The organism is Nocardia sp. NPDC005746, from assembly GCF_040630785.1.
GTDB lineage: Bacteria > Actinomycetota > Actinomycetes > Mycobacteriales > Mycobacteriaceae > Nocardia.
In genome coordinates, this window is record NZ_JBEXYE010000009.1 from 64,730 (window position 1) to 83,141 (window position 18,412).

Here is an 18,412-nt window from a genome sequence, read left to right on the forward strand (position 1 = left end):
GTTCGATCACATGGGCAGACCACGCGGCTTCGACGCGGACACGGTAGTGGACCGCGCCATGGACGCGTTCTGGACCCATGGGTACGCCAACACCTCACCCGCACAGCTCGCCAACGCTACGGGAGTCGCGAAAGGCAGTCTCTACAACGCCTTCGGGAGCAAGCGGGAACTGTTCGACCTGTGCGTGGCCCGCTACGACCGAATGGGTACAGAGCTGGCCACCGAGGTGCTGAACCAGCCCGGCACCACCAAGGAACGGCTGCGGGCCTGGATGCGACAGGTCGTGGACAGCGACCTGGGACGGCCGGTGCGGCGGGGCTGCCTGGTGGCCAATACCGCCATGGAGCTGGGCGGGCACGACCCCGAGGCGACCACCGCGGTGGGTGTCGCGGTCGAGCACATGGTCGAGGCGTTCACCGCGCGCATCGAGCAGGGGCAACGCGACGGCGACGTGCGAGCCGAGATCGACGCCCGCGCGTACAGCGAGTTCCTGATGAATACCGTTGGCGGACTCCGCATCACCACGAAGGTCTCGGACGCGCAGACGCTGTACCGGATCATCGACACCGCCCTGTCCACCCTCTAGTTCCCGGGCCGCACCCTGCGGCCTTTTCTTTTACCCCAGTTTTTGACCCAGAGTTCAAGAAAGGTACGGATCATGGATCTCGGACTGAACGGAAAGACCGCACTCGTCACCGGCGCCAGCCGGGGCATCGGACTCGCGGTGGCCGAAGCGCTGGCCGACGAAGGCGTGCGGGTGGTGGGTGTGGCTCGCACCATCTCCCCTGAGCTCGAAAAGGTCGCGACGGCAACCGTTTCCGCCGATCTCAGCACCACTGAAGGCGCACTCGCCGCGGTCACGGGGGCGCTGGAGGAGCTCGGCGGCCTCGACATCCTGGTCAACAATGTCGGCGGCGGCGACGCCGACAAACTGGCCCTGGGCGGCTTCCTCGACATCCCGGACGAGCAGTGGCGAAAACTGTTCGACCTCAACCTGTTCGGCGTGGTCACCACCACCCGCGCGGCGCTGCCCAGCCTGATCGAGCGCCGGGGCGCGATCGTCACCGTGTCCTCGATCAACGCGCGGATGCCGGCATCCGGTCCCGCCGGCTACAGCGAGGCCAAGGCAGCACTCACCAATTTCGGCAAGCGGCTCAGCGAGGAGTTCGGCCCGCGGGGCGTGCGTGTGAACACCGTGTCACCGGGCCCGGTCGGCACCGACATCTGGCGTGGGCCCGACCATCTCGGGGCCCGGCTCGCCGCGGCGAACGGCGTGACGCAGGAGGACTTCCTGGCGGCTGTCCCGGCACAGTTCGCCATCGCGTCGGGCCGGATCGCCGAGGCCGACGAGATCGCCGCGCTCGTGACCTTCCTGACCTCGGAGCGGGCCGCGATCATCAACGGCGCGGATTACGTCATCGACGGCGGCATCGTGAAGACGGCCTGAGCTACAGGTACAGGCCGGTGCCGTGTTCGGGGTGGGTGTTGGCGACGGCGTGCAGATCACGTTCGCGCAGTACGTAATACGCCTGCGCCTGGATCTCCACCTCGAACTGGTCATCGGCGCTGAACAGCACCTGATCGCCCACGCTCACCGCGCGCACGTGCGAACCGACGCCGCACACCTCACCCCAGGACAGGCGCTTGGCGACCTGGGCGGTGGCGGGAATGAGGATGCCGCCACTGCTGCGCCGCTCGCCCGCCTCGGGGCTGAGTTTGACCATGACGCGGTCGTGCAGCATTTGGATTTCGAGCTTGGCATCGGACACCGCGGCAGTGTACTGCGCGGGATTGTCCGGTTCCGCCCCGGTGCCCGCCCGACCGCGTAGGTTCGGAACCGTGACGGGCCAAATCTCCGATATCGACGGTCTCCGGGCTCTCCTGCCCACGGGCATGGTGGTGACCGATCCGGATGTGCTGGGCGGTTATCGGCAGGACCGGGCGCTGGACCCGGACGCCGGGACCGCGCTCGCCCTGGTGCGGCCGCTCACCACGGCGCAGGTCGCGGTCACCGTGCGGTGGGCGGCCGAACATCGGGTGCCGATCGTGCCGCGCGGGGCCGGCACCGGGCTCTCCGGCGGGGCCACCGCCCAGCACGGGGCGCTGCTGCTGAGCACCGAGAAGATGCGTGAGATCAGCGTCGACACCGTGACACGCACCGCGGTGGTGCAGCCGGGGCTGCTCAATGCCGAAGTGAAGCGGGCCGTCGCCGAGAAAGGGCTCTGGTATCCGCCGGATCCCTCCTCCTTCGAGATCTGCTCGATCGGCGGCAACGCGGCCACCAACGCGGGCGGGCTGTGCTGTGTGAAGTACGGGGTCACAACCGATTACGTGCTCGGCATGGAGGTGGTGCTGGCCGACGGGACCGCGGTGCGGCTGGGCGGGCCGCGGCTCAAGGACTCCGCGGGCCTGTCGCTGACCAAACTGTTCGTGGGCAGCGAGGGGACGCTGGGCATCATCACCGAACTGACCCTGCGGCTGCTGCCCGCGCAACCGCCGCAGTCCACGGTGGTGGCGAGCTTCCCGACGCTCACCGCCGCCACCGACGCCATCCTGGCCATCACCGGCCAATTGCGGCCCTCCATGCTGGAATTCATGGATTCGGTGGCCATCAACGCCGTCGAGGACGAGCTGCGGATGGGGCTCGACCGGCAGGCGGCCGGGCTGCTGGTGGCGCGCTCCGACGCCCCGGGCGAGCACGCCGGGCACGAGGCCGACCTCATGCTGGCGGCGTGCGAGAAGGCCGGGGCCACAGAGGCTTTCCGCACCGACGATCAGGAGGAGGGCGAAGCCTTCTGCGCGGCACGGCGATTCGCCATTCCCGCCGTGGAGCGCAAGGCGCCGCTGCTGCTCGAGGATGTCGGGGTGCCGCTGCCCCGGCTGGGAGACCTGGTGAACGGGATCGCGGAGATCGCGGCTAACCGCCAGGTTTTGATCTCCGTCATCGCGCACGCGGGTGACGGCAACACCCACCCGCTGATCGTGCACGACCCGGCGGACCCGGAAGAATCCGAACGGGCGCATCTGGCATTCGGCGAGATCATGGAGCTGGCCATCGCCCTGGGCGGCACCATCACCGGCGAACACGGTGTCGGCCGTCTGAAGAAGCCGTGGCTGCCCGACCAGCTCGGCCCCGAAGTGATGGGGCTCACGCGCCGGATCAAGGATGCGCTGGATCCGGACGGGATACTCAATCCGGGTGCGGTGATGTGAACCCCTCAGGAACAATCGGCATCACAGAGGAGTTCACACAGGTCATGAGCACCAAGCTGGAACACAATGCCGACGCGACCCGCTACGAGATCTACCTCGACGGCACTCTCGCGGGCTACGCCGACTACGCGGAGCAGGTCGACGGCGACGTCAAGGTCCGCGATATCCAGCACACCATGACCTTTCCCGAGTTCCGGGGCCGCGGCGTGGCCGCGCAGGTGGTGGAGTACGCGTTGCGGGACGCCCGCACCGAGGGCTTCTCGATCATCCCCACCTGCTGGTATGTGGAGAAGTACATCGGCGAGCACCCCGAATACGCCGACCTGGTGGCCTGATTCGCTAGTTGGCGCGGTGGTGCCGGCGCTGCCAGACCCGGAAATGCCGGTCGGCGCTGCCCACCATCGCCTCCCCCACCTTCGCGTCGTCGAACCCCGGCAACGACTGCAACTTCGTCAGGAACACGGTGTCGGCGGCCGAGTAGGGCACCACGCACCCCTTACCGGTCGCCCCGATGAGCACGAAGAACACGTCCCCGGCGAACGGCCCGTCCGCCGCGGTGATGATGCGCACTTCCGCCAGTTCCGTCCACGCGACCTCTTCCACCCGCCCGTCGGCCAGTGTCCGCCGCACGAAGGTGTCGTTGATTTCGACTCCGGACATGGCTCCATAGTGCCCCCGGCATCCCGGCCCGAACAGCCCTCGAACCCGTGGTTCACCTGAGGAAGCGGGAAAGAAGAGTCCTGGCGAATCCCCCTGCCGCACATCGAGGGCGAACCGTTTCCCAGAGCAATTCTCCAGCTACTGAAGAGTTTTCGACGCGCCACGGACCCGCGCGTCATCCGGGCAACCGGTGGGTTCGCCGCGCCCGGCGAACCCGTCGGGGCGGGCCGGGTCGACCTCGGGTCCGCCCCGGCGGATTGCCTAATGCAGCAGGCTGCTGAGCAGGCCCCCGATCACAGGGATCGAGGAGGCGCTGCCCGCTCCTGCGCTCGAGCAAATTTCGGTTCGCCATCGCGAACCACGCAGAAGCTACAGCAAACCCGGGCGTCGACCGCGACAGGCGAATAGGCCATCGAATCGGTCTCTTCGAGCAGCGATTCACAGCAGATTCCATGCTGTGTGAAGTATTTACATTTCACCAGGCGGGCTAGTGTCCCGAAGCCCCCTCGACACAGGGGTTTTCGACAACTCGGGAGACACAGTCCTTATGAAGAAGTCGGTTCTCGCTCGATCGGGCGCCGGAATCGCGGGGGCCGCGGCCGTCGCCGCCGTCACCATCGCGATGGCCCCCGCCGCCTCGGCCCAGATCGCCATCACCACCTCGACGGCCTATTGCGCCGACACCACCTACACCGTCACGCTGCCCGCGGCCGACGCCGCCACCATGGCGAGCCAGTACGGGGACAACAACTTCGTGCTGCAGGCCACCAACACCAGCACCAATGTCACCTGGTGGTCGGCCGCGCAGGCCTCGGTCTCCGGGCAGGACCTGACCTTCCAGTGGACGCCGTCGCAGTCGATCCCGGCCTCGGGGACCGCCACCGGTACCTGGAGCCTCTACATCACCGAGGCGCACGTCGCGGCCACCGCGCTCGGGCCGGTGTCGGTCACCGTCGTGCAGACCGCGCCGCAGGGCACCACCTGCCTGCCGCAGACCAGCACCGGCAGCTCGACGCTGACGCCGCTGGGCAGCATCATCAGCAATCTGCTGAGCAGCCTCTCCGCCCAGTAGAGGCGAACTTCGGTCCAGCCCAACCCTGGACCGAAGCGACCGGAGGCGGCCCGAACGAAAGTCGGTGCCGCCTCCGGGTGTTCGTCACGTCGTCCGGAACGGAATCAGCGCAGGATCTGGCGGGACATGACCAGACGCTGGATCTGGTTGGTGCCCTCGTAGATCTGGGTGATCTTGGCGTCGCGCATCATGCGCTCCACCGGGAAGTCGGTGGTGTAGCCGGCACCACCGAAGAGCTGGACGGCGTTGGTGGTGACCTCCATGGCCACATCCGAGGCGAAGCACTTGGCTGCCGCGGAGATGAAGCCCAGGTTCTTCTCGCCACGCTCGGCGCGGGCGGCCGAGGTGTAGACCATCAGGCGGGCGGCCTCGACCTTCATGGCCATGTCGGCCAGCATGAACTGGGTGTTCTGGAAGTCGGCGATGGCCTTGCCGAACTGCTTGCGATCCTTGGTGTAGGCGATCGCGGCGTCCAGCGCGCCCTGCGCCAGACCGACGGCCTGCGCGCCGATGGTCGGGCGGGTGTGGTCCAGGGTCTGCAGCGCGGTCTTGAAACCGGTGCCCGGCTCGCCGACGATGCGGTCGCCCGGAACCTTGCAGTTCTCGAAGTACAGCTCGGCGGTCGGGGAACCCTTGATGCCCAGCTTGTGCTCCAGCGGGCCGACCACGAAGCCCTCGTCGTCCTTGTGGACCATGAACGAGGAGATGCCGTTGGCGCCCTTGTCGGCGTCGGTCACGGCCATGACGGTGTACCAGTCGGACTTGCCGCCGTTGGTGATCCAGCACTTGGAGCCGTTGATGATCCAGCCGTCGCCGTCCTGACGGGCACGGGTGCGCATCGAGGCGGCGTCGGAGCCGGCCTCACGCTCGGACAGCGCGTAGGAGGCCATCTTGCCCGCGACGATGTCGGCGAGCACCTTGGTCTTGAGCTCCTCGGAACCGTTCAGGATCAGGCCCATGGTGCCGAGCTTGTTGACGGCCGGGATCAGCGAGGAGGAACCGCAGACGCGGGCCACTTCCTCGATCACGATGCAGGTGGCGACCGAGTCGGCGCCCTGGCCGCCGTAGGCCTCGGGCACGTGCACGGCGTTGAAGCCGGCGGCGTTGAGGGCGGTCAGCGCCTCCTCGGGGAAGCGGGCGTTGCCGTCCACGTCCTTCGCGTAGGGGGCGATCTCCTTCTCACACAGGCCGCGGATGGCCTCGCGCAGCTCGTGGTGGAAGTCCTCGAGCTGGAACAGGTTGAAATCGGGGTTGCCCGCCATGGGGTTGTCTCCTGGTCGTCGCCAACTGATACGGCACTCAGTGCCATTTGCAGCCAACTATACGCCGCGATATCGCGAATACGTGCGGGTACTTCCTCACAAAGTTGTGGCACGCAGTGTCAAACCCCGCACTGCGGTCACTTCACAGCGTATCGAGACGACGGGCCAGCAGGTCCGCGACCTGCCGAGGCGCCAGATCACGGGGGAACACCGCCACCACCATCTGATCCGAACCCGCCGCCGCCTCGCGGCCCGCTCCCCCGCGCGGAATCGCCGCCAGCGCCGACCGCAGATCCTCCGGACTGGCCGCGGACTCGCCGCGCACCATGCGCCGCAGCAGATAGTTGTGGGTCGCCGTCACCGCGGCGGTGAACTGCACCAGCGCCAGATCCGAAATGCCCGGCAGCTTCCGGCGCAGGTAATCGGTGAACAACCGCTCGTAGCGGAACACCGTCACGATCTCGCGCTCGCGCAGGGTCGGCACCTGCCGCACCACCCCGTAGCGGCGGGCCGCGAGGTCACGCCACTGCGTGAACCGCTCGAACACCTCGACCACGGCCTCGCACACGGCATCCCAGGCATCCCCGCGCGCGGCCTCCAGGAAGGCCCGCGCCTGCGTCAGCTGCGACTCGTGATCGGCGAAGACCACATCTTCCTTGGACCGGAACTGCCGGAAGAAGGTGCGCCGCGAGATCCCCGCGGCCTCCGCGATCTCGTCGACCGTCGTTGCCTCGTAACCCTTCTCGGCGAACAACCGCAGCGCCTGGTCCACCACCGTCAATCGGCGTTCGGTCGAATCCGCGTCGGCGCGCGGCCGCGCGGGCTGGTCGTTGGGCATCCGCCAACGGTAGCCCGGCGCGGGAGCCCGGTGGCTCAGCCCAGCAGTTTGGTCCGCAGCGCCTCGTCCTTCTCCAGGACGAGGGTTTCCAGGTTGGCCTGGAATCGTTCCATGCGCGAACGCAATTCGGGGTTCGCGGTGGCCAGGATGCGCGCCGCCAGCAGGCCCGCGTTACGAGCGCCGCCGATGGAGACGGTGGCGACCGGCACACCGGCCGGCATCTGCACGATCGACAGCAGCGAGTCCATGCCGTCGAGGTACTTCAGCGGCACCGGGACGCCGATCACCGGCAGCGGCGTGGCCGAGGCGACCATGCCCGGCAGGTGCGCCGCGCCGCCCGCGCCCGCGATGATCACCTTGATGCCGCGGTCCGCGGCGGTCTTGGCGTAGTCGAGCATGCGCTGCGGGGTGCGGTGCGCGGAGACCACGCCCACCTCGAAGCGGATCCCGAACTCGGCCAGCGCTTCCGCGGCGGCTTCCATGGTGGGCCAGTCGGAGTCCGACCCCATGATGAGGCCAACCTGGGCGGTGTCAGTCATGGTGCGGATCCCATCCGTCGGTCCAGATCGCGTGCGACATCCAGTGCGCCGCGCGCTCGGCTTTCTCCCGGGTCTCGGCGGCGTCGTCGCCGAGGACATTGATGTGGCCGATCTTGCGGTCGGGGCGTTCGCCCTTGCCGTAGAGGTGCACCTTGGCCTCGGGGAGACGGGCCGAAAGATGGTGCAGGCGTTCGTCCATCGACATCTCGGGGGCTTCGGGCGCGCCCAGGATGTTGGCCATCACGGTGACCGGGGCCAGCGGCTTGGTGCTGCCCAGCGGGTAGTCGAGCACCGCGCGCACGTGCTGCTCGAACTGCCCGGTGCAGGCGCCGTCCATGCCCCAGTGGCCGGAGTTGTGCGGGCGCATGGCCAGCTCGTTGACGAACAGTTCGCCGGCGTGGGTCTCGAACAGCTCCACCGCCATCGCACCGGTGACGCCCAGTTCGGCGGCCAGCCGCAGGGCCAGCGCCTCGGCCTCGGTGGCCTTCGCCGACGACAGGTTCTGGGCGGGCGCGATCACGACCGCGCACTGGCCGTTGCGCTGCACGGTCTCGACGACCGGCCAGGCCGCGGCCTGGCCGAACGGGGACCGCGCCACCATGGCCGACAGTTCACGCTTCAGATCCACCTTGGCCTCGGCCATCAGCGAGACCCCGTGCGCCAGCTGGTCCTCGATGATCGGGGCGGCCTCGGCGGCGTCGGCGGGCATCCAGACGCCGCGGCCGTCGTAGCCGCCGCGCACCGCCTTCAGCACGAAGGGCCAGCCGTGCTCGTCGGCGAAGGCGACGGCGTCGGCGACCGAGTTCACCTCGGTGTAGGCCGGGATCGGCACGTCCAGCTCGGCCAGCTTGCGGCGCATGCGCAGCTTGTCCTGCGCGAAGATCAGCGCCTGCGGCCGCGGCTGCACATTGACGCCCTCGGCGATCAGCGCCTCGAGGTGCTCGGTGGGCACGTGCTCGTGGTCGAAGGTCAGCGCGTGCGAACCCATCGCGGCCTTGCGCAGCGCGGCCAGATCGTGGTGGCTGCCGAGCACCAGGTCCGGGGTGACCTGCGCGGCCGGGTCGTCGGGTCGTTCGGCGAGCACGCGCAGCCGCTGGCCCAGCGCGATGGCCGCCTGGTGGGTCATGCGCGCGAGCTGGCCGCCGCCGATCATGGTGACGGTGGGCATCGCGGAGGTATCGAAGGAACGGGCGCTCACGCTGCACTATGTTGTCATGACACCCACCGGCGGCTCGCCCGTGGGTCGCATGACAGGTATCGGCGAGTCTCCCGAAAGGCCGCTGCCCCGATTTGTACCGGCCCGACACAGCCCAGCCGAGAGACGTAGACTCGGCCCGTGTCATTTGTCGATGAAGTGGTCAATCGCCTGCCCGCGCCGCTGCGGGCCCTCGCGGACCGCCATTACGAACTCCTGAAGTTCGCGATTGTCGGTGCGACCACGTTCGTCATCGACCTAGGAATCTTCTACGTCCTGAAATGGACGATCATGGACACCAAGCCCACGGTGGCCCGCATCATGTCGGGCATCGTCGCGGTCATCGTGTCCTACATCCTCAACCGGGAATGGACGTTCGACAAGCGCGGTGGTCGCGAGAAGCACCACGAAGCGCTGTTGTTCTTCCTGGTCAGCGGTATCGGCGTCGGCCTGGCCGCGCTACCGCTGTGGGTGTCGAGCTACGTGTTCGACCTCCGCCAGCCCAATGTGAGTTTCACCGTCGAGAACATCGCGGACTTCTTCAGCGCCTTCATCGTCGGCAACCTGCTGCAAATGGCATTCCGATTCTGGTCCATGAAGAAGTGGGTCTTTCCGGACGAAATGCAGGAACTCCAGGACGAATTCGAGGACCTCGTCAACGAGAACGAGGAACAGCTGGGTCACAGCTGAGGGTGATGGTCAGGCGGACACCGCCTGCCGGATTTTCCCCGATTGTCGCGGTTCCGCCGTGTAAGCGGGCTTGCTGAACCACCAGCGCGAGACCCAGGCCACTGCCCTGCGTCGGGCTCGCCCGATAGAACCGTTCGAAGACCCGCTCGCGATCCGCAGCGGGAATGCCGCATCCGTTGTCGTCGATGGTCAGCACCGCGTGACCGTCCGCCGGGTGCGCCGCGATCTCGATCCGATCCGCGCCGCCGTGCCGCACCGCATTGGTGACGGCGTTGTCGACCACCGAGCGCAGGCCCGCGGCCAAGCCGCGCAGGCGAATCGGCTCGACCCCGTCCGTGCTGATCGTCACCCCCGGATACTGCCGCCGGGCGTCGTCCACCACCTGGTCGACCACCTCCCCCAGATCCAGATCCGCCCAATCGGATTCGGTGGTGAGATCACCGACCGCGAGCCGCTCCAGGGCGTGCAGGGTGGCCTCGACCGAGCTCTGCGCGCTCAGCACGTCATCCAGGATCTCGGCGCGTTCGGTCTCCGACAGCGGCATCGACCGCAGCACCTGGAGATCGGTGCGCATGGCCGTCAGCGGGGTGCGCAGTTCGTGCGCGGCGGTCGCGGCGAAATCCCGCGCCGTGACCAACGCCTCGTCGGTGTGGCGGCGCTCGGTGGCGATCCGCCCGAGCATGGTGTTCATGGCTCGCGCCAATTCCGTTGTCTCACTGGCCACCGGATGCCGCGGCGAGTCCAGGGTGAGCCCCTGCCCCAGCCCGGCCGTCGCCGCGGTCAGCCGCCGCAACGGCACCACGGCACGATGCGCCGCCAGCCAGCCGAGCACGCCGGCCAGCGCCACCCCGGTCAGACCGATCAGCACGATCCGGACCCGTTGCCGGGTGGCCGAATCCGAGGCGACCTCGGTGGGGACGGTCAGCGCGACCGGCTCACCGTTCACAGCGACGGTGCGCGAGAACTCCGCATCCGGATTGCCCGGATCGATGCGGGTGATCAGCACGCCGGGCGACGGGGAGGCGGGCAGCGCGGGCAAGGCGGTCGGCGGTTGCGCCGGAGCGCCGGGAACCGGTTGCGCGGGAACACCCGGTTCCGGCATGTGCACGGTGTCGGCGGGGGTCAGCGCGATCGCGCTCACGATCCGGCCCACCTGGTTCGACGCCTCCGCGGGCGCGAACGCGAACAGCACCACCGACATGACCGCGACCACCACCGCGGCCGTCGCGGCGCTGGCCAGTGCCACTCGGGCACGCAGGGACAGGGCCATCCCGCCACGCGGCCGCGGCGTCCGGATCACGGCTCGGCCCGCAGCACGAACCCGACGCCGCGGACCGTGTGGATGAGACGCGGGCACCCGGTGTCCTCGATCTTTCTGCGCAGGTAGGAGACGAACACGTCGACCACCTTGGTCTGGGTTTCGAAGTCGTAGCCCCACACCCGATCCAGCAGCTGCGTCCGGGAGAAGACATGCCCGGGGGCCGAGGCCAGCGCGGCGAGCAGATCGAATTCGCGTTTGGTGAGCTCGAGGGGGGCGCCGTCGATCGCTGCCCGGCGCGCGCCCGGCAGCACCGTGAGCGGGCCGACCGTGATGCGGTCGTCGGAGACGTGGGCGGGCGCGGGGGCCCGGCGCAGCATGGCGCGCAGCCGCGCCACCAGCTCACCCAGGTCGAAGGGCTTGGTCAGGTAGTCGTCCGCACCCGCCTCCAGGGCGTCGATGCGATCGGTGACCTCGGCGCGGGCGCTCAGCACGCAGATCGGGATGTCGTTGCCGAGCGCGCGCAACGCCGTCACCACCTGGACGCCGTCCAGATTCGGCATGTTCAGGTCCAGCAGCATGGCCTGCGGGGCGTCGGTGGCGATGTGGCGCAGCGCGGCGGCCCCGTCCGCCGCGGTCTCGACCTCGAAACCCGACATCCGGAGCCCCCGCGCCACCGAGGTCAGCACCCTGGCATCGTCATCCACAATCAGAATCCGGGGACCCGTCACGGCATCAGACGATACGGGCGCGGACTGAGAAAACTTCTCAGCGAGCCGGATTCAACACGATGGTGTGCGATGGCGAGTGACCGTCCGGCACCGCCACCACGGGACCGCCGGGCAGGGTGACGCCCGGCTCCAGCGGGACAGCCGGAATCGAGTCCGGCCCGATCGGCTCGCCGGGCTGGAGCCGCCGCACGATGACATTGCCGTCGCGGTCCTTGATCACCACCGTGCCCGGACCGGTCGGCTCACCCGGCAGGGCGGGCAGCGCCGGCTCCAGGGGCAGCGCCGGCTGGGTGGCCGGGGCCGGTCCGGAGCTACCCGTATCCGCCAGTCCGGCAATCGAATCCGGGGTGTCCGCGTATGCGGTCGCGGGCAGCGCCGCCACGGTGAGGGCGGCGGCGCCGATGACACCGGCGGTCAGAGTGCGGCGAACGGTGAACGTGGGCATGGGATCTCCTGTTCTTCGTCGACGATCGCTCGTCGGTTCCTGATGACCGGACCCACCGTAGGAACCGAGTTCTCAGGGCCGGATAACGAAGAGTTAGAGAACCGATAGAAGAATCAGCGCGGCTCGGCGCCCACCGAGATCGGCCGCGACGCCACCCCCGACGAGCCGAGGAACACCGCGAACAGGGCGGGGCGGCGGCGCTGCAGTTCCAGCCGGCCGCCGTCGGCCTCGATGAGCGCGCGGGCCAGGGCCAGCCCCACACCGGTGGACCCCGCCGCCGAGAAGCCGCGGTCGAAGATGTGTGGCGCCAGCTCGTCTCGCACCCCGTCGCCCTCGTCGGCGACCTCCACCACCACCAGCGGTTCGCGGTCGTCCAGGCGGCCCGCCACCGTGCGCACCGACACCGTGCAGGTGCCGCCGCCGTGCATGAGCGCGTTGTCGACCAGCACGGCCAGCGCCTCCCGCAGGCGCGAACCGGTCACCGGCGCTTTCAGGGTCGGGTCGCCGAGCAGCACCAGTTTGCGCCCGGCCTCGGCGAAGGGATGCCGCCATTCCGCTACGACACTGCGCAATTCGGCCACCACGGGCAGCGGATCACGTTCGGCCGCGCCCTCGTCGCGGGAGGCGCGCACCAGCTCGTCGATGGCGTCGGTGAGCCGATCCACCTGCGCCATGGCCTCTTCCGCCTCGTGCACCACGGCCGGATCGGCGTGCGCGGACAGTTCGTCCAGGCGCAGCCGCACCGCGGTGAGCCGGCTGCGCAGCTGATGCGAGACGTCGGCGACCAGCGCGTGCTCGCGTTGCAGCCGGCCCGCGATCTCCACGGTGGCCGAATCCAGCACGTCGGAGACGCGATCCAGTTCGGTGATGCCGTGCCTGCGCGGGTCGGCGCGGAAGTCGCCCATGGCCAGCCGGGCCGCGCGGGCCGCCACGTCCCGCAGCGGGTCGGCCACCCGGCGCGCGGTCACCACCGCCACCGCGATGCCCGCGCCCAGCGAGATGAGCACCAGGCCCAGCACCGCGCCGAGCGCCTGCCGCTGCATGGAATGCATGGGGGCGGAGGGGATCTCGAGGCGGAGCGAGCCGTTGATGCCCATCGACCAGGACTCGGCCAGCGGGTCGACCACCGTCTCCGCGCCGATGTCGATCTTCTTGTTGTTCTCCGACTGGGTCGGATAGATGATGGTCAGCTTGCCGTTGGCCGGGATCAGCAGCCGCACCGCCTTGGTGTCCAGCTCGCCGTACACCATGCCGTCGTGCTCCTGCCGCATCACCTCTTCGGAGATGCTGTTGAGCCGGTTGCGCAGTTCGTTGCGGCTGATGTCCTCGACCCACTTCCAGGCCGTGAACGCCAGCGGCACACCGAGAACCAGGGTGGTGAGGGTCAGCGCGGCCACCATGGACAGCAGGATCCTGCGTCTCATCGTCGAGATGCCTCGCTTCGCCGGGGCTTCGGGGTTCGCACGCGCACGGAACAGCACAACAGATCGATCGGCAGAGATTTCGAACGGCTAATCGGTATTGAACCGGAAGCCTACGCCGCGCACGGTCACGATACGCCGCTCGGCCACCGGACCCTCGTCACCGATCTTGCGGCGCAGCCACGACATGTGCATGTCCAGGGTCTTGGAGCCGCGCAGATCCGCATCCCCCCACACCTCGCGCAGGATGGTCTCGCGCGAGACCACCTGCCCGGCGCGGTCGATGAGCACCTTCAGCAGCTCGTACTCCTTGTTGGCGAGGTTCACCTCGATGCCGTTCACCAGCACCCGGCGCGCCGCCGGCTCCAGCCGGATACCGCCGACCTCCACTGCCTCGTCGCCGATTCCGCTGCGGCGCAACAGCGCCCGCACCCGGGCCAGCAGTTCGGCGAGCCGGAACGGCTTGCCCACATAGTCGTCGGCGCCCGCGTCCAGGCCGACCACGAAGTCCACCTCGTCGGTGCGCGCGGTCAGCATGAGCACCGCCAGCTCCGCGCCACGGGCCCGCACCTGACGGCACACCTCGAGCCCGTCCATGCCGGGTAGCCCGAGATCCAGGATGAGCAGGTCGTGACCGCCCTCCAGAGCCCGCTCGAGCACGGCGGGACCATAGCTCTCCACGGTCACCGAATAGCCCTCGCGGCCCAGCGCGCGCGACAGCGGCGCGGCGATGGCCTCGTCGTCTTCGGCCAGCAGTACTGCGGTCACGGCATCAGCCTACGGGTACGCACCGGCGGAACCCTAGAAGCCGCCGCCGTTCGGATTCTTCTGCACCACATCGAAGACCTGGTGGTAGAGCAGGTTGTGCACCCGCTGCACGTGCGGAATGTCGTCGTACTCCAGCGGATCCTCCGACGCCGACCCGATGATCAGGGTGCCGGTGCCCAGCATGCGATCGAACAACCCATGGCGGAACTGCACATTCGAGATCCGGTTCATCGGAATGTCGATGCCGGTGTGAGTGAGCACGCCCTGCCGGATCAGCACCCGGCGATCGGTCACGATGAAATGCGTCGACTTCCATCGGATGAGCGGAGCGACGCTGCGCCACAGCACGATCCCCGCCCACAGCGCGAGAATGCCGAGCAGCAGACCGGTTCGGAGACCGTCGTCGGTATTGCGCGCCGCCACCCCGGCGCCGAATCCGGCCAATGCCGTGATCAGGATGAAAGTCACAGCGGGCCAGAACAACATCTTCCAATGCGGATGGCGATGTAGGAGCAGCACCTCTTCGGGGGCCAGTGCCTCCTCCGGATAACCCATGCCGAAACCCTATCCCGCCGAGATGCCGGAATACCGCACGCGGCCCCGGGGACCGGGGCACAATCGTGCGGTTGCCGGTAGCATCGTCGGCACGCGTTTGCCGTTCGTCATCAGCAGGCTCCACCCGGTGTGCAAGACACAGGAGGCGTGTGTGACCCGAGAGTTGACGCAATACCAGATACTTCGCGAGCTCGAGCCCGTTGCCGAAGAGAACCTGAACCGGCATCTGTCGATGGCCAAGGATTGGCACCCGCACGACTACGTGCCGTGGGACCAGGGCCGCAATTTCGCCTCGATGGGTGGTGAGGACTGGGATCCGTCGCAGTCCACGCTGTCCGAGGTCGCCAAGGTCTCGATGATCACCAATCTGCTCACCGAGGACAACCTGCCCTCCTACCACCGTGAGATCGCCGAGAACTTCTCCCAGGACGGCGCCTGGGGCACCTGGGTCGGCCGCTGGACCGCCGAGGAGAACCGCCACGGCATCGTCATGCGCGACTACCTCGTGGTGACCCGCGGTGTGGATCCGGTGGCCCTGGAACAGGCCCGCATGATCCACATGACCGGCGGCGCGCAGTCACCCGACGAGTGGGGCGGCTTCCTCGACAATGTCGCGTATGTGACGTTCCAGGAGCTGGCCACCCGCGTCTCCCACCGCAATACCGGCCGCGTCTGCGACGACCCCATCGCCGACCGCATGCTGCAGCGCATCGCCGCCGACGAGAACCTGCACATGATCTTCTACCGCACCCTCTGCGGCGCGGGCCTGGATCTGGTGCCGGATCAGGCGATCGACGCCATCACCCGGGTGCTCACCGGTTTCGTCATGCCCGGATCGGGCATGCCCAACTTCCGCCGCAACGGCGCGCTGATGGCCAAGCACGGCATCTACGATCTGCGCCAGCACATGGACGAGGTGGTCGCGCCGGTGCTGAAGAATTGGAATGTCTTCGAGCGCAACGACTTCGGACCGGCCGGCGAGCAGGCGCGTGAGACCCTCGCCGCGTACATGGAGAAACTGGGCAAGGACGTGGTCAAGTTCGAGGAGCAGCGCGACCGCCTGCTCGCGCGGGAAGCCGCCCGCGGGGTGTTGCAGACCGCATGACCGTCACCCGCGTGCGGCGCGGGTGAAACAAATTCGGTTCGCTATGGTAGTCCCCCAGTGTGACGAGAGGAACTCCGTTGGGGGATGGCTATCTGGGCCGGTACCGCCTCGACGAACTGCTCGGCAGCGGCGGGTCGGCGGAAGTGTGGCGCGCCCACGACACCGCGGCGGATCGCACCGTCGCGTTGAAGCTGCTGGCGCCCGTGCTGACCGCCGACCCCGAATACCGGGAACGGTTCGAACGGGAGGCGCGGGCCGCCTCGATGCTGCACGGACCCCACGTGGTCGCGGTGCACACCTACGGCGAGCTCGAGGGGCGACTGTTCATCGAGTCCGAGTTCGTCGACGGCCTCGATATCGAAGCCCTGCTCGAATGGGAGGGGCCGATGGCCCCGGACGCGGCCGTCGGGCTGATCGCGCAGGTCGCCTGCGCCCTCGACGAAGCCCACACCGCCGGGCTGGTGCACCGCGACGTCAAACCGCAGAACATCATCGTGGCGCCCGACGACGTCGCCTACCTGATCGACTTCGGCACCGCGCTGCAGGACGGGCAGACCGCCATCACCCAGACCGGCATGCTGATCGGCACGCCCGCCTACATGGCGCCCGAACGCTTCGACGGCACCGTCTCGGTCCGCTCGGACGTGTACTCGCTGGCCTGCGTCCTCTACGAATGCCTCACCGGCGAGCGGCCTTTCCGGGTCAAGAACCCCGCCCAGCTGATGCGCGCCCATCTGGAACGCATGCCGGAACCGCCATCCAAGCGCTCCCCGGCCGTCCCCGCGGCCCTCGACCGCGTCGTCGCCCAGGGCCTGGCCAAGAATCCGGCCGAACGGTACGCCACCGCAGGCGAATTCGCGGACGCCGCCCGCGCCGCGCTCACCGAGTCCGCGATGCCGGGGACGGTCACCGAGCCGGAACCCGATGACCGGGCGACCGTGAGCATTCCGATGCCCCGCCCGCCGGCGCCGGCGAACATCCCCTCCGGACAGCGCGATTCGCCCGAACCCGACCCGGATACGCGAACCGTCGCGCTGCCGATGGATTCGCTCACCGCCGAGGCCCCGCCCGTCCACCGGTGGACGAAACAGCGCAAGGTCGCCGCCGCCGGTATCGCCGTCGCGGCGCTGGTGCTGACCCTGGGGGCGGCCTGGATCGGCGGGAGCTCCGCCGACCCCGAGCCCCGGCAGACGCGGGCGCCCGGCACGGTCGCGAAAACGCCTATCCAGGAATCGGTTCCGACGACGACCGAACAGCCGGTGCAGGAGCAGCTCCCGCCGCCGGAGTCGAGCGGGCCCGAGGTCCCGGAGCAGCCCGCACCGGTCGTACCCGTCATTCCGCTGCCGACCGTGCCGTGGAACCTGCCCAATCTCCCCGATCTCCGCAATATCCCGGCTCCCGACCTGTGGCCCGACACCAATCCGAGGAAGCCGGGCGGCGATCGCCGCGGGCACGGAAGCAAGCAGTAGCCGGATCCGGGTGCGGCGGATCGGTTTCCGCTCAGTACTCGGCGCGCAGATGAGTGACGTCACCGGCGGAGACGGCGCGGTCTCCGATCAGCAGGCGGCCGTTCTCGTCGATGCCGGTGGCGACGCCGGTGAGCACCTCGCCGCCCGGCAGCTCCGCGCGGACCTGCGCGCCGAGGGTGGCACAGCGTTCCCGATAGGCGGCCGCCAGCTCCGTGATGTCCCAGCCCGCCGCCTCCCAGGCGGTGAAGCGACACGCGAACTCGCGCAGCATGGCCTGGGCCAGCGCGGTCCGGTCGACACCGGGCGCGCCGGCCAGCAGTAGCGAGGTGCCGTGCGGGACAGGCAGTTCGGCATCGGTGAGCGAGACGTTCAGGCCGACACCCACCACGACCGCCGGATCCGGGCCCACCGCGGCGATCTCGGCCAGGATGCCGGCCAGCTTGCGGGCGTCCACCAGCACGTCGTTGGGCCACTTGAGGACCGCCTTCAGACCGGTCTCGGCCCGCACCGCGTCCACCGCGGCGATCCCGGTGAGCAGCGGCAGCCAGCCCAGCACCGCCGGGTCGATGCCGCGCACCCGCACCAGCACCGACATGGCGATCTGCGCCCGCGCGGGGCTCACCCACTGCCGGTCGTAGCGGCCGCGGCCGTGCTCCTGCGCCTCGGCGATCAGCACCAGCCGATCGGCACTCGAATCCGCGGCCCGCGCAACCAGATCCGCGTTGGTCGAACCGGTCGACTCGACCACCTCGATGGCCGAGAAGAACCCCAGCTCCGGCGACTCGGCAATGCTCCGGCGCAGTACATCGGCGTCCAGCGGCGACCTCTCCATGACCCCAGACGCTACCCGTCCCGCCTCTCCGGGCCTTCAGCGGACAGCTAAGTGTCGTCGACAGTCACACTGCCGTGCCGGCGGTTGGGTACCGAACCGATTTCGGACGTACCCCCGGAGTTACCCCGACCGGCACGAGATCAGTGGTCACGTTGGGATACGAGGAATCCCATCCAAGCCCGTCCGGCTCACAATAGCCCGCGAGCGCGGCGAACAGCTCGGCGAGGGCGCGCTCGGAGACATCGGTGTACGCGCCGTCGTCCGCCTCCCCGCATTTGTCCTCGGTCTCGTCGAATTCCGGGTCGGTCACGGTCGGTTCCGGGTCGCGTATCCGCCACGCGGTGAACGATCCCGCCGCC

At 68.9% G+C, this 18,412-nt stretch carries 22 protein-coding genes; 8 read left to right on the plus strand and 14 right to left on the minus strand.

What is annotated here, in order from left to right; all coding sequences use genetic code 11:
• Window positions 1-10 precede the first annotated feature (10 nt).
• Window positions 11-586, plus strand: a complete 576-nt coding sequence (locus ABZ412_RS18580) for a TetR/AcrR family transcriptional regulator (protein ID WP_357282129.1) — start codon at window positions 11-13, stop codon at window positions 584-586.
• Between the two features lie 72 nt (window positions 587-658).
• Entirely contained in the window at window positions 659-1,447 is a 789-nt protein-coding gene (locus tag ABZ412_RS18585) for an oxidoreductase (protein ID WP_357282130.1), read from the plus strand.
• Between the two features lies 1 nt (window position 1,448).
• On the opposite strand, the gene ABZ412_RS18590 is transcribed toward ABZ412_RS18585, so the two are convergent.
• Window positions 1,449-1,769: a co-chaperone GroES gene (locus ABZ412_RS18590; protein WP_033085091.1), complete on the minus strand. Its 321-nt coding sequence runs from the start codon at window positions 1,767-1,769 to the stop codon at window positions 1,449-1,451.
• A gap of 124 nt (window positions 1,770-1,893) precedes the next feature.
• On the opposite strand from ABZ412_RS18590, the gene ABZ412_RS18595 reads away from it, so the two are divergent.
• On the plus strand, window positions 1,894-3,213 hold the full coding sequence (locus tag ABZ412_RS18595) for an FAD-linked oxidase C-terminal domain-containing protein (protein ID WP_357282378.1): 1,320 nt from the start codon (window positions 1,894-1,896) through the stop codon (window positions 3,211-3,213).
• Between the two features lie 44 nt (window positions 3,214-3,257).
• Window positions 3,258-3,548 carry a GNAT family N-acetyltransferase gene (locus ABZ412_RS18600; RefSeq protein WP_357282132.1) on the plus strand — a complete coding sequence of 97 codons (291 nt, stop codon included), beginning with the start codon at window positions 3,258-3,260 and terminating at the stop codon, window positions 3,546-3,548.
• Between the two features lie 4 nt (window positions 3,549-3,552).
• Here the strand turns inward: ABZ412_RS18600 and ABZ412_RS18605 are convergent, their stop codons facing one another.
• Entirely contained in the window at window positions 3,553-3,873 is a 321-nt protein-coding gene (locus ABZ412_RS18605; RefSeq protein ID WP_357097672.1) for a hypothetical protein, read from the minus strand.
• Window positions 3,874-4,420: 547 nt separating this feature from the next.
• Here ABZ412_RS18605 and ABZ412_RS18610 point away from each other — a divergent pair.
• Window positions 4,421-4,945: a hypothetical protein gene (locus ABZ412_RS18610; protein ID WP_357282133.1), complete on the plus strand. Its 525-nt coding sequence runs from the start codon at window positions 4,421-4,423 to the stop codon at window positions 4,943-4,945.
• 104 nt (window positions 4,946-5,049) lie between these two features.
• On the opposite strand, the gene ABZ412_RS18615 is transcribed toward ABZ412_RS18610, so the two are convergent.
• The 4 genes from ABZ412_RS18615 to ABZ412_RS18630 all read right to left on the minus strand — a co-directional run bounded on the left by ABZ412_RS18615 (window position 5,050) and on the right by ABZ412_RS18630 (window position 8,752).
• Window positions 5,050-6,207, minus strand: coding sequence for an acyl-CoA dehydrogenase (locus ABZ412_RS18615; protein ID WP_357097668.1), 1,158 nt, complete (start codon window positions 6,205-6,207; stop codon window positions 5,050-5,052).
• Between the two features lie 142 nt (window positions 6,208-6,349).
• Window positions 6,350-7,045, minus strand: coding sequence for a TetR family transcriptional regulator (locus tag ABZ412_RS18620; protein WP_357282134.1), 696 nt, complete (start codon window positions 7,043-7,045; stop codon window positions 6,350-6,352).
• Window positions 7,046-7,080: 35 nt separating this feature from the next.
• On the minus strand, window positions 7,081-7,584 hold the full coding sequence (gene purE, locus ABZ412_RS18625) for a 5-(carboxyamino)imidazole ribonucleotide mutase (protein WP_357097664.1): 504 nt from the start codon (window positions 7,582-7,584) through the stop codon (window positions 7,081-7,083).
• Window positions 7,577-8,752, minus strand: a complete 1,176-nt coding sequence (locus ABZ412_RS18630; RefSeq protein ID WP_357282380.1) for a 5-(carboxyamino)imidazole ribonucleotide synthase — start codon at window positions 8,750-8,752, stop codon at window positions 7,577-7,579. The genes purE and ABZ412_RS18630 overlap by 8 nt, the downstream gene beginning before the upstream one ends.
• A 168-nt stretch (window positions 8,753-8,920) precedes the next feature.
• Between ABZ412_RS18630 and ABZ412_RS18635 the strand changes: the two genes are divergently transcribed.
• Complete coding sequence (locus ABZ412_RS18635) at window positions 8,921-9,469, plus strand: GtrA family protein (protein WP_357282135.1); 549 nt, start codon at window positions 8,921-8,923, stop codon at window positions 9,467-9,469.
• Here ABZ412_RS18635 and ABZ412_RS18640 read toward each other — a convergent pair.
• The 6 genes from ABZ412_RS18640 to ABZ412_RS18665 form a co-directional block, all read right to left on the minus strand.
• On the minus strand, window positions 9,435-10,715 hold the full coding sequence (locus ABZ412_RS18640; RefSeq protein WP_357282137.1) for an ATP-binding protein: 1,281 nt from the start codon (window positions 10,713-10,715) through the stop codon (window positions 9,435-9,437). The two genes, ABZ412_RS18635 and ABZ412_RS18640, sit on opposite strands and share 35 nt — an antisense overlap.
• A 50-nt stretch (window positions 10,716-10,765) precedes the next feature.
• Window positions 10,766-11,458 (minus strand): response regulator transcription factor, encoded by a 693-nt coding sequence (locus ABZ412_RS18645; protein WP_357282139.1) that lies wholly within the window; start codon window positions 11,456-11,458, stop codon window positions 10,766-10,768.
• 37 nt (window positions 11,459-11,495) lie between these two features.
• Window positions 11,496-11,903 (minus strand): hypothetical protein, encoded by a 408-nt coding sequence (locus tag ABZ412_RS18650; RefSeq protein ID WP_357282141.1) that lies wholly within the window; start codon window positions 11,901-11,903, stop codon window positions 11,496-11,498.
• A gap of 113 nt (window positions 11,904-12,016) precedes the next feature.
• Window positions 12,017-13,327 (minus strand): HAMP domain-containing sensor histidine kinase, encoded by a 1,311-nt coding sequence (locus ABZ412_RS18655; protein WP_357282143.1) that lies wholly within the window; start codon window positions 13,325-13,327, stop codon window positions 12,017-12,019.
• Between the two features lie 87 nt (window positions 13,328-13,414).
• On the minus strand, window positions 13,415-14,092 hold the full coding sequence (locus tag ABZ412_RS18660; RefSeq protein WP_040805082.1) for a response regulator transcription factor: 678 nt from the start codon (window positions 14,090-14,092) through the stop codon (window positions 13,415-13,417).
• Between the two features lie 33 nt (window positions 14,093-14,125).
• Window positions 14,126-14,647 (minus strand): PH domain-containing protein, encoded by a 522-nt coding sequence (locus tag ABZ412_RS18665; protein WP_357097655.1) that lies wholly within the window; start codon window positions 14,645-14,647, stop codon window positions 14,126-14,128.
• Window positions 14,648-14,798: 151 nt separating this feature from the next.
• On the opposite strand from ABZ412_RS18665, the gene ABZ412_RS18670 reads away from it, so the two are divergent.
• Both ABZ412_RS18670 and ABZ412_RS18675 read left to right on the plus strand, forming a co-directional pair.
• Window positions 14,799-15,752 carry an acyl-ACP desaturase gene (locus tag ABZ412_RS18670; protein WP_357282144.1) on the plus strand — a complete coding sequence of 318 codons (954 nt, stop codon included), beginning with the start codon at window positions 14,799-14,801 and terminating at the stop codon, window positions 15,750-15,752.
• 59 nt (window positions 15,753-15,811) lie between these two features.
• Window positions 15,812-17,221 (plus strand): protein kinase, encoded by a 1,410-nt coding sequence (locus tag ABZ412_RS18675; protein WP_357282145.1) that lies wholly within the window; start codon window positions 15,812-15,814, stop codon window positions 17,219-17,221.
• A gap of 31 nt (window positions 17,222-17,252) precedes the next feature.
• On the opposite strand, the gene ABZ412_RS18680 is transcribed toward ABZ412_RS18675, so the two are convergent.
• The gene (locus ABZ412_RS18680) at window positions 17,253-18,053 is read right to left on the minus strand and encodes a biotin--[acetyl-CoA-carboxylase] ligase (protein WP_357282147.1); all 801 of its coding nucleotides are present in this window, start codon (window positions 18,051-18,053) and stop codon (window positions 17,253-17,255) included.
• A gap of 64 nt (window positions 18,054-18,117) precedes the next feature.
• Complete coding sequence (locus tag ABZ412_RS18685; RefSeq protein ID WP_357282149.1) at window positions 18,118-18,363, minus strand: hypothetical protein; 246 nt, start codon at window positions 18,361-18,363, stop codon at window positions 18,118-18,120.
• Window positions 18,364-18,412 lie beyond the last annotated feature (49 nt).